This is a genomic window from Streptomyces sp. NPDC026246 (assembly GCF_055567995.1).
In genome coordinates, this window is the sequence record NZ_JBVHPJ010000020.1 from 89,706 (window position 1) to 98,730 (window position 9,025).

Here is a 9,025-nt window from a genome sequence, read left to right on the forward strand (position 1 = left end):
GACATGAGTCACGGTCCCCGGTCCGGCCTCGCCGCGGTGAGCTCCGCGCTCCTGGCCATGAGCAGGCACCTGGAGGTGCGCGACGTCCTCAAGACGATCGTCGCCTCGGCCCGCGAACTGCTCGACGCGCAGTACGCCGCACTCGGCGTGCCGGACGACCACGGCGGCTTCGCCCAGTTCGTCGTCGACGGCGTCAGCGAGGAGCAGTGGAAGGCCATCGGCCCCCTGCCGCGCCAGCACGGCATCCTCGCCGCGATGCTGCACGAGGCGAGGTCCGAGCGCCTGGCCGACGTCCGCAAGGACCCCCGCTTCGAGGGCTGGCCCAAGGCCCACCCGGACCTGGTCGACTTCCTGGGCCTGCCGATCCGCGACGGGGACGAGGTCATCGGCGCCCTGTTCCTCGCCAACAAGAACTGCGCCAAGCCCGACGGCGGTTGCGGCTTCACCCAGGACGACGAGGAACTGCTCGGCATCCTCGCCCAGCACGCCGCGATCGCCCTGACCAACGCCCGCCTGTACGAACGCAGCCGCGAGCTCACGATCGCCGAGGAGCGCTCCCGCCTCGCCCACGAACTGCACGACGCGGTCAGCCAGAAGCTGTTCTCCCTGCGCCTGACCGCCCAGGCCGCGGCCCGTCTGGTGGACCGGGACCCCTCCCGCGCCAAGGGCGAGCTCCAGCAGGTGGCGGTGCTGGCCGCCGAGGCGGCGGACGAACTGCGTGCGGCCGTGGTCGAGTTGCGTCCGGCCGCACTCGACGAGGACGGCCTGGTCGCCACCCTGCGCACCCAGATACAGGTCCTCGACCGCGCCCACACCGCCCGCGTCACCTTCACCGCCCACGGTGTGAAGGCCCTGCCCGCCTCCCAGGAGGAGGCCGTGCTCCGGGTCGCCCAGGAAGCGCTGCACAACGCCCTGCGCCACTCCGGCGCCGAGCACGTCGACGTCGTGCTGGAACGGCGCGGCGGGGGAGCGGTGCTGCGGGTCACCGACGACGGCGGCGGATTCGACCCGAGCGCGGTGCGCCGCGCCGGACGTCACCTCGGTCTGGTCTCGATGCGGGACCGGGCCGGCGGCGCCGGCGGCACGCTCACCGTGGAATCGGCGCCCGGCAAGGGCACCACGATCGAGATGGAGGTCCCCGGTGGCTGACGCAATCAGGGTGCTGCTCGTCGACGACCACCAGGTGGTCCGCCGGGGCCTGCGCACCTTCCTCGAAGTGCAGGACGACATCGAGGTCGTCGGCGAGGCCGCGGACGGCGCCGAAGGGGTGGACCGCGCCGAGGAGTTGCGCCCCGACGTCATCCTCATGGACGTCAAGATGCCGGGCATGGACGGGGTCGACGCGCTGCGCAGACTCCGCGAGCTCGACAACCCCGCGCGCGTGCTCGTCGTCACCAGTTTCACCGAGCAGCGCACGGTCGTCCCGGCCCTGCGCGCGGGCGCCGCCGGGTACGTCTACAAGGACGTCGACCCCGACGCGCTCGCCGGGGCCATCCGCTCCGTCCACGCCGGGCACATCCTCCTCCAGCCGGAGGTGGCCGGTGCCCTGCTCTCCCAGGAGGAGGCCAACTCAGGCCCGGGCCGGGCCGGTTCCCTCACCGAGCGGGAGCGCGAGGTGCTCGGGCTGATAGCGGACGGCCGCTCCAACCGCGAGATCGCCCGCGCCCTCGTCCTGTCCGAGAAGACCGTCAAGACCCACGTCTCGAACATCCTGATGAAGCTCGACCTGGCCGACCGGACGCAGGCGGCGCTGTGGGCCGTCCGCCATGGTGTGGCGGGCTGACACACCCCCTCTCACGGCATCGCGGAAGGTTGCGTTCCGGACTGAGATTCATACTGTCGTGGGAACGTCCCCCATATGGCGCATCCTCGGGGGATCTTCACCGTTCTCCAGTGCGTGCTGCGGCGCCTGCCGCGGCAATCGCTAGGAGGGCTCAGAAGTGAAGAACCTGAAGAAGGCAGCGGCCGTGACGATGGTGACGGGTGGCCTGCTGGCCGCCGGCGCGGGCATGGCCTCCGCCACCAGCGCGCACGCCGACGGCCAGGCCGTGGGCTCCCCGGGCGTCGGCTCGGGCAACGTCGTCCAGGCCCCGGTGCACGTGCCGGTCAACGTCTCCGGCAACAGCGTGAACGTCGTGGGCATCCTGAACCCGGCCTTCGGCAACCTGGCCGTCAACCACTGACGCGCCGCCTCCGTCTCCGAGCCGGAGGTGACACCGGCCTCCCGGCCCCGCCCGGGAGGCCGGCCCGCACGGCCGCGGGCCCCGGCGCTCCTCAGCCACGGGCCGGTGCCCGGCCAACCCCCGTCACCGCACCCCGCGCTCCCGCTCCTCCACGACGGAGTTGTAGGCCGCGACCTGCGCCCGCCGGGCCGTTCGTTCCACCGGCCGCAGCGCCTCCCGCCGCGCCGAGATCTCCGACGAGCTCATCGCACCCCCGTGCCCGCTCTCGGTCGCCACGGCGATGAGCGCCCCCACCCGCTGCGCCAGCTCCAGCACCCGCACCGCCCGCGGCGGATAACCCGGCGCCAGCACCTCCCGCCCGCGCTCGGCCCGGGCCCGGTACGCGTCGACGGCCGCCTCGGCCACCGGCCCCGACCCGGCCACGTCCAGCCGCGTCAGCACCTCGGTCGCCTCCCGCAGGGCCTCCGCGAGCTCCCGTTCCGCCTCGCCCAACGAGGGCACGTCCGCCGGGGGCGCCTCCCGCACCGGCAGCACATGCCACACCACCTCGTCCCGCACGTGCTCGGGCCCGGCCTCGTACACGTCCGGCACCAGCCCGAGCGCGGCCCCGTGACAGACCACCGCCTCCTCCGCCTCCAGCGCCCGCGCGTTGAACTCCGGCGGCCCGCTCAGACCCAGCGGATGCCCCGGCGCCGGCAGCGCCACCCGCAACCCGGTCGCCCCGAGCCGGCGCAGCCGCCCCAGCGCGAGCGTCAGCCCGACCTGGCCCGACTCGTCCGGCAGCCCGGCCACCCGGTGCACCGCGTCCTCGCCGACGATGGCGAGCACCGCGTCATCCGGAGAGACAAGTCCGGCCAAAAGGGCGTTTCCCCAAGCTGCGAGGCGCCCGGCACGTGGTTCAGCAAGCATGCCTCCACCCTAGGACCCTCCAAGGACCGGACCGAGGGAATGCCCCGGTCGGCCGGTGGCGTAGATTTCATGGAGGGCTGCGCCCACCGGCGCGGCGGACCGAGCCACAGGCGTACGCGACAGCCGAGACCGGCCACACTGCAAGGGGAGACAACGCGCTCATGAGCGATGTTCTGGAGCTTCAGGACGTATCCGTGGTCCGCGAGGGCCGGGCTCTGGTGGACCAGGTCTCCTGGTCGGTCAAGGAGGGCGAGCGCTGGGTCATCCTCGGCCCGAACGGCGCCGGCAAGACCACCCTCCTGAACCTCGCTTCCACCTACCTCTACCCCAGTGCGGGCACCACCACCATCCTCGGCGAGACCCTCGGCCGCCCCGGCACCGACGTCTTCGAACTGCGCCCCCGCATCGGCATGGCCGGCATCGCCATGACCGAGAAGCTCCCCAAGCGCCAGACGGTCCTGCAGACGGTCCTCACCGCCGCCTACGGCATGACCGCCACCTGGAACGAGGACTACGAGGAGGTCGACGAGCAGCGCGCCCGCGCCTTCCTCGACCGGCTCGGCATGAGCGACTACCTGCAGCGCCGGTTCGGCACCCTCTCCGAGGGCGAGCGCAAGCGCACCCTCATCGCGCGCGCCCTGATGACCGACCCCGAACTGCTCCTGCTCGACGAGCCCGCCGCCGGCCTCGACCTCGGCGGCCGCGAGGACCTCGTCCGCCGCCTCGGCCGCCTCGCCCTCGACCCGATCGCCCCCTCGATGCTCATGGTGACCCACCACGTCGAGGAGATCCCCCCGGGCTTCACGCACGTCCTCATGATCCGCCAGGGCAAGGTCCTCGCCGCCGGCCCGCTGGAGCTGGAGCTCACCTCCCGCAACCTGTCCCTCTGCTTCGGCCTCCCGCTCGTCGTCGAGCAGTCGGGCGAACGCTGGACCGCCCAGGGCCTCCCGCTGTCCTGACCCGCCCCCGCACCGCACAAATCCCCGGGCGGGAACGGGAATTCACCACGGGCGCCCTGTCGGCGACCGGGTCCGCGGACCTACCATGACCATGTGGACATCGACGCATGGCTGTGGTGGCTCATCGGCGCGACGGCGCTCGGGATCGCGCTCGTGGTCACCGCGATGCCCGAACTCGGCATGCTCGCGGTGGGCGCCGTCGCCGCCGCCGTGACCACCGGCGTCTTCGGCGGCGGAGCCGTCGCCCAGGTCGTCGTCTTCGCCGTCGTCTCGACCGCGGGCATCGCCGTCGTACGCCCCATCGCGAACCGGCACCGCGCCCAACGGCCCCAATTCGCCTCCGGCGTGGACGGGTTGAAGGGCCGGCAAGCCGTTGTCCTGGAACGCGTCGACGCCTCCGGCGGCCGCATCAAGCTCGCCGGCGAGATCTGGTCGGCCCGCGCCCTCGACACCGGCCGCGCCTACGAAGTGGGCCAGGAAGTGGACGTCGTGGACATCGAGGGAGCCACCGCCGTCGTCATGTGACCTCGCACGACGCAACTGGTGAGAACTCCTCGCGAGGTAGGCGACGGTCTGTCAGACTCGACCAGCAAGATCAACCAAGGATCTTCCGAAGGCGCCGAAGCGGAGAAGGGACACGGGGAACGACGATGGAACCGGTCATCATCGTCCTGATCATTCTGGTGGTGTTGGTCTTCATCGCCCTGATCAAGACGATCCAAGTCATCCCGCAGGCCAGCGCGGCCATCGTCGAGCGCTTCGGCCGCTACACGCGGACACTCAACGCGGGCCTCAACATCGTCGTCCCGTTCATCGACACCATCCGCAACCGCATCGACCTGCGCGAACAGGTCGTCCCCTTCCCGCCCCAGCCGGTGATCACCCAGGACAACCTGGTCGTCAACATCGACACCGTCATCTACTACCAGGTGACCGACGCCCGCGCCGCGACCTACGAGGTCGCCAGCTACATCCAGGCGATCGAGCAGCTCACCGTCACCACACTCCGCAACATCATCGGCGGCATGGACCTGGAGCGGACCCTGACCTCCCGCGAGGAGATCAACGCCGCCCTGCGCGGCGTCCTCGACGAGGCCACCGGCAAGTGGGGCATCCGCGTCAACCGCGTCGAACTCAAGGCGATCGAACCGCCCACCTCCATCCAGGACTCGATGGAGAAGCAGATGCGCGCCGACCGCGACAAGCGCGCCGCGATCCTCCAGGCGGAAGGTGTCCGCCAGTCCGAGATCCTGCGCGCCGAGGGCGAGAAGCAGTCCCAGATCCTGCGCGCCGAGGGCGAGGCCAAGGCAGCGGCCCTGCGCGCCGAGGGCGAGGCCCAAGCCGTCCGCACGGTCTTCGAGGCCATCCACGCCGGCGACCCGGACCAAAAGCTCCTGTCCTACCAGTACCTGCAGATGCTCCCGAAGATCGCCGAGGGAGACGCCAACAAGCTCTGGATCGTCCCCAGCGAGATCGGCGACGCCCTCAAGGGCCTGTCCGGCGCCATGGGCAACTTCGGCAATATCGGCGGCGGCTCGGGCGGCTCCGGCGGCAACGGCGGCGGGTCCGGCGGCGGCGTCCCCGCCCAGGAACGCCGCGAGAAGCCGTACATCGACTGACAGCACCAGCCACGCGACGTTCCCCGCGACCCCTTCCTGTCAGGGGCGCGGGGAACTGCGCGAACCGCCACGCCCCACCCACGGCCGACGAGCCACCGAGGCCCCGCGGCGACCGGTCACGCCGCGTCCAGCGTCAGCCAATCCGGCAGCGCGGCAAAGTCCCCCTGTGTCAGAGCCAAGAGCATCGCATCCGCCGGCGTCGGCTCGAACGGCTGCCGCAGCAGCGGCATCCCCGCCTCCTCCGGAGTCCGGTTCGCCTTGCGGTGGTTGTCCACCGCGCACGAGGCCACCGTGTTCAGCCAGCTGTCCTGCCCGCCCTGCGAACGCGGCACCACATGGTCCACGGTCGTCGCCCGCCGCCCGCAGTACGCGCACCTGTGCCGGTCCCGCACCAGCACACCCCGCCGCGACCACGGAGCACGTCTTCGGAACGGCACCCGTACGTACTGGCAGAGCCGGATCACCCGCGGCGCCGGTATGTCGACCGCGGCTCCCCGCATCCGCAGTTCGGGGTGGGCCTGCTCGACGACGGCCTTGTCCTGAAGCACCAGAACGACGGCTCGGTTCAGCGTCACCGTCGACAACGGCTCGAAGCTCGCGTTCAGTACCAGCGTGTCCCGCATACCAGCCCACCTCCCGTGTGCACCGGCCCACCCCCTGGCGGGCTGGGATCAACTCTGGCCGGGCACGCCGAGATGGACAACGCAATATCTGCTGCTCCCATGGGGGGTGACCCCCGCGACCCCCGGCAACAAGAAAATGCCCGCTCCTGATCAATTCCAATACCAGGAGCGGGCAAACGTCGTATGAACGCCGGGACGGCGCGGAAGGCGGCTCAGCCCTCGGCGGGCACCTCGTACTCGCCGACGAGCTGGGCCCGCCCGATCGTGTGGAACCGCAGGTTGAAGCCGACCACGGCCGGTGACGCGTCCGCGTCCGGACCCAGCTTCTCCTGGTCCACGGCGTAGACCGTGAACACGTACCGGTGCGGCCCGTCCCCGGGCGGCGGCGCGGCCCCGCCGAAGTCCTTGCTCCCGTAGTCGTTACGGGCGTGGACGGCCCCCTCCGGGAGCCCGTCGAACGTGCCGCCGCCCGCACCCGCCGGCAGCTCGGTCACCGACGCCGGGATGTCGAACAACACCCAGTGCCAGAACCCACTGCCCGTCGGGGCGTCGGGGTCGTAACAGGTCACGGCGAAGCTCTTGGTCTCGGGCGGGAAGCCCTCCCACCGCAGCTGCGGCGAGGTGTTGCCGGCCGCTTGGACCTGAGCATCCTGGAGCGTGGCGCCCTCACGGACGTCCTCGCTCGTCACCGTGAACGACGGCACGGGCGGATGGAAGTCGTGGGGGAGCGGCCGCCGCTTGAGCTCGGTCACCTCGGTACCTCCTGGATCGGTTGGTGCATGCCCTTCCGAGACTAGAACCTGCCCTAGAACCAGTTGCGCTTGCTGCCCACCTCGGAGAGCCACTGGTTGAGGTACGCCGTCCAATCGGTCCCCTGGTAGTCGTTCAGACCCACCTGGAAGGAGCGGAAGGTGTCGCTGCCCTCACTGAACAGCCCCGGCTTCTTGTCCATCTCGAGCACCACGTCCATGGCGTGCTGGTCGGCCACGAAGCTCAGCTCGACCTGGTTCAGCCCGCGGTACTGCTGCGGCGGGAAGAACTCGATCTCCTGGTAGAACGGCAGCTTCTGCCGCGTCCCCCGGATGACACCGCGCTCCATGTCCGCGTTCTTGAAGCGGAAGCCGAGCTGGATGAAGGCGTCCAGGATCGCCTTCTGCGCCGGCAGCGGGTGCACGTTGATCGGGTCCAGGTCACCGGAGTCCACGGCCCGCGCGATCTCCAGCTCGGTGGTGACACCGATGTTCATGCCCCGCAGCGTCTGCCCGTCGATCGTCGTGATCGGCGTCTCCCACGGGATCTCCAGCCCGAACTGCACCGCGTGCACCGCGTTCGCCTGGAGCTCGAACGCGCCGCCCAGCCGCGACTTGGTGAACTCGATGTCCTGCTTGTACTCCTGGTCGCCGCTCTCCACCTCGACCTTGGCCTGCAGCCCGACCGAGAGCCCCTCGATCTGCTGGTTGACGGACCCGCCCTGGATACGCACCTCACCCTGGACGACACCGCCCGGGACGACGTTGACCTCGTGCAGCACCGTCTCGACCGAAGCCCCGCCGGCCCCCAGGCTCGCGAGCAGCTTCTTGAACGCCATGTCTCTCCCTCTCGCCCACTACGGGTGGATCCTTGATCCCTACAAACGCACTCCGGCCGCGGCCGGTTCCATGCCCCACCCTGGCAAGAGCCGGTGCCGGCGGCCACCCCGTGGCCGCACCCCGCCTCCAGTACCCTCGGACGGCATGATCGCGAGCCCCGACCGTACGCCCCTGCCCAGGGAGTTCTTCGACCGGCCCGTCCTCGAGGTCGCCCCCGACCTCCTCGGCCGCATCCTGGTCCGCAGCACCCCGGACGGCCCGATCGCCCTCCGCCTCACGGAGGTGGAGGCGTACGACGGTGAGAACGACCCGGGCTCCCACGCCTACCGCGGCCGCACGGCCCGCAACGCGGTGATGTTCGGTCCGCCCGGTCATGTGTACGTCTACTTCACCTACGGCATGTGGTTCTGCATGAACCTGGTGTGCGGCCCCGAGGGCAGGTCCAGCGCGGTCCTGCTGCGCGCCGGGGAGATCATCGAGGGCGCCGAACTGACCCGCACCCGTCGACTCTCGGCCCGAAACGACAAGGAACTGGCCAAAGGCCCCGCCCGCCTCGCGACGGCCCTGGACGTGGACCGCTCCCTCGACGGCACGGACGCCTGCACCGCCGAGGACACCCCGCTCCGCATACTGACCGGCACCCCCGTCCCCTCCGACCAGGTACGCAACGGGCCGCGCACCGGTGTCTCCGGTGAAGGGGCCGTCCACCCCTGGCGGTTCTGGGTCGCGGACGATCCGACAGTGAGCCCGTACCGGGCCCATGTCCCGAGGCGCCGCCGAAGTTGACTCGCCCTCCGGGGGTGCGTAAGGTAGTCCGAGCCGCTTGAGCCGGACAGGGCGTTCGCCCGCAGCCGGAGGCGGCCAAACCACTACCCAGCGACTCCCCTCAGCAGAGGCGAATTCGACGTGCCCGCATGTCTGAATTCGACGCCGAAAGACTCGATTATGAGTTGGACAGGGAATCGGCTAACGTAGTGAATGTCGAAAGGCCGACGGGCGAAAGCCCGGAGCCCGACGGCAAATCCCGCCGACAGGGAATCGGGCCCGAAAAGGTCTGATAGAGTCGGAAACGCAAGACCGAAGGGAAGCGCCCGGAGGAAAGCCCGAGAGGGTGAGTACAAAGGAAGCGACCGTTCCTTGAGA

11 protein-coding genes are annotated in these 9,025 nt (G+C 70.7%); 7 read left to right on the plus strand and 4 right to left on the minus strand.

Annotated elements, in window-relative coordinates; translation table 11 throughout:
* The first annotated feature begins 3 nt into the window (after positions 1-3).
* The 3 genes from ACZ4M5_RS33140 (at position 4) to ACZ4M5_RS33150 (ending at position 2,183) form a co-directional block, all read left to right on the plus strand.
* Positions 4-1,149 (plus strand): GAF domain-containing sensor histidine kinase, encoded by a 1,146-nt coding sequence (locus ACZ4M5_RS33140; RefSeq protein ID WP_467742513.1) that lies wholly within the window; start codon positions 4-6, stop codon positions 1,147-1,149.
* Positions 1,142-1,783, plus strand: a complete 642-nt coding sequence (locus tag ACZ4M5_RS33145; RefSeq protein WP_376333241.1) for a response regulator — start codon at positions 1,142-1,144, stop codon at positions 1,781-1,783. The genes ACZ4M5_RS33140 and ACZ4M5_RS33145 overlap by 8 nt, the downstream gene beginning before the upstream one ends.
* Before the next feature lie 157 nt (positions 1,784-1,940).
* Complete coding sequence (locus tag ACZ4M5_RS33150) at positions 1,941-2,183, plus strand: chaplin (RefSeq protein WP_030852293.1); 243 nt, start codon at positions 1,941-1,943, stop codon at positions 2,181-2,183.
* A gap of 123 nt (positions 2,184-2,306) precedes the next feature.
* On the opposite strand, the gene ACZ4M5_RS33155 is transcribed toward ACZ4M5_RS33150, so the two are convergent.
* Entirely contained in the window at positions 2,307-3,092 is a 786-nt protein-coding gene (locus ACZ4M5_RS33155; protein WP_467742516.1) for a hypothetical protein, read from the minus strand.
* A gap of 161 nt (positions 3,093-3,253) precedes the next feature.
* Between ACZ4M5_RS33155 and ACZ4M5_RS33160 the strand changes: the two genes are divergently transcribed.
* From ACZ4M5_RS33160 to ACZ4M5_RS33170, 3 genes are all read left to right on the plus strand, one after another.
* The gene (locus ACZ4M5_RS33160) at positions 3,254-4,051 is read left to right on the plus strand and encodes an ABC transporter ATP-binding protein (protein ID WP_398111718.1); all 798 of its coding nucleotides are present in this window, start codon (positions 3,254-3,256) and stop codon (positions 4,049-4,051) included.
* 93 nt (positions 4,052-4,144) lie between these two features.
* Positions 4,145-4,576 (plus strand): NfeD family protein, encoded by a 432-nt coding sequence (locus ACZ4M5_RS33165; RefSeq protein ID WP_467742519.1) that lies wholly within the window; start codon positions 4,145-4,147, stop codon positions 4,574-4,576.
* A gap of 125 nt (positions 4,577-4,701) precedes the next feature.
* Complete coding sequence (locus tag ACZ4M5_RS33170; protein WP_467742521.1) at positions 4,702-5,670, plus strand: SPFH domain-containing protein; 969 nt, start codon at positions 4,702-4,704, stop codon at positions 5,668-5,670.
* A 116-nt stretch (positions 5,671-5,786) separates the two neighbouring features.
* Here the strand turns inward: ACZ4M5_RS33170 and ACZ4M5_RS33175 are convergent, their stop codons facing one another.
* From ACZ4M5_RS33175 to ACZ4M5_RS33185, 3 genes are all read right to left on the minus strand, one after another.
* On the minus strand, positions 5,787-6,293 hold the full coding sequence (locus ACZ4M5_RS33175; RefSeq protein WP_398111721.1) for an HNH endonuclease: 507 nt from the start codon (positions 6,291-6,293) through the stop codon (positions 5,787-5,789).
* A 212-nt stretch (positions 6,294-6,505) separates the two neighbouring features.
* On the minus strand, positions 6,506-7,045 hold the full coding sequence (locus ACZ4M5_RS33180; protein ID WP_467742523.1) for a YbhB/YbcL family Raf kinase inhibitor-like protein: 540 nt from the start codon (positions 7,043-7,045) through the stop codon (positions 6,506-6,508).
* Between the two features lie 53 nt (positions 7,046-7,098).
* Positions 7,099-7,881: a sporulation protein gene (locus ACZ4M5_RS33185; protein ID WP_369197653.1), complete on the minus strand. Its 783-nt coding sequence runs from the start codon at positions 7,879-7,881 to the stop codon at positions 7,099-7,101.
* 145 nt (positions 7,882-8,026) lie between these two features.
* Here ACZ4M5_RS33185 and ACZ4M5_RS33190 point away from each other — a divergent pair, with 145 nt between their 5' ends.
* Positions 8,027-8,668: a DNA-3-methyladenine glycosylase gene (locus ACZ4M5_RS33190; protein WP_467742526.1), complete on the plus strand. Its 642-nt coding sequence runs from the start codon at positions 8,027-8,029 to the stop codon at positions 8,666-8,668.
* Positions 8,669-9,025 lie beyond the last annotated feature (357 nt).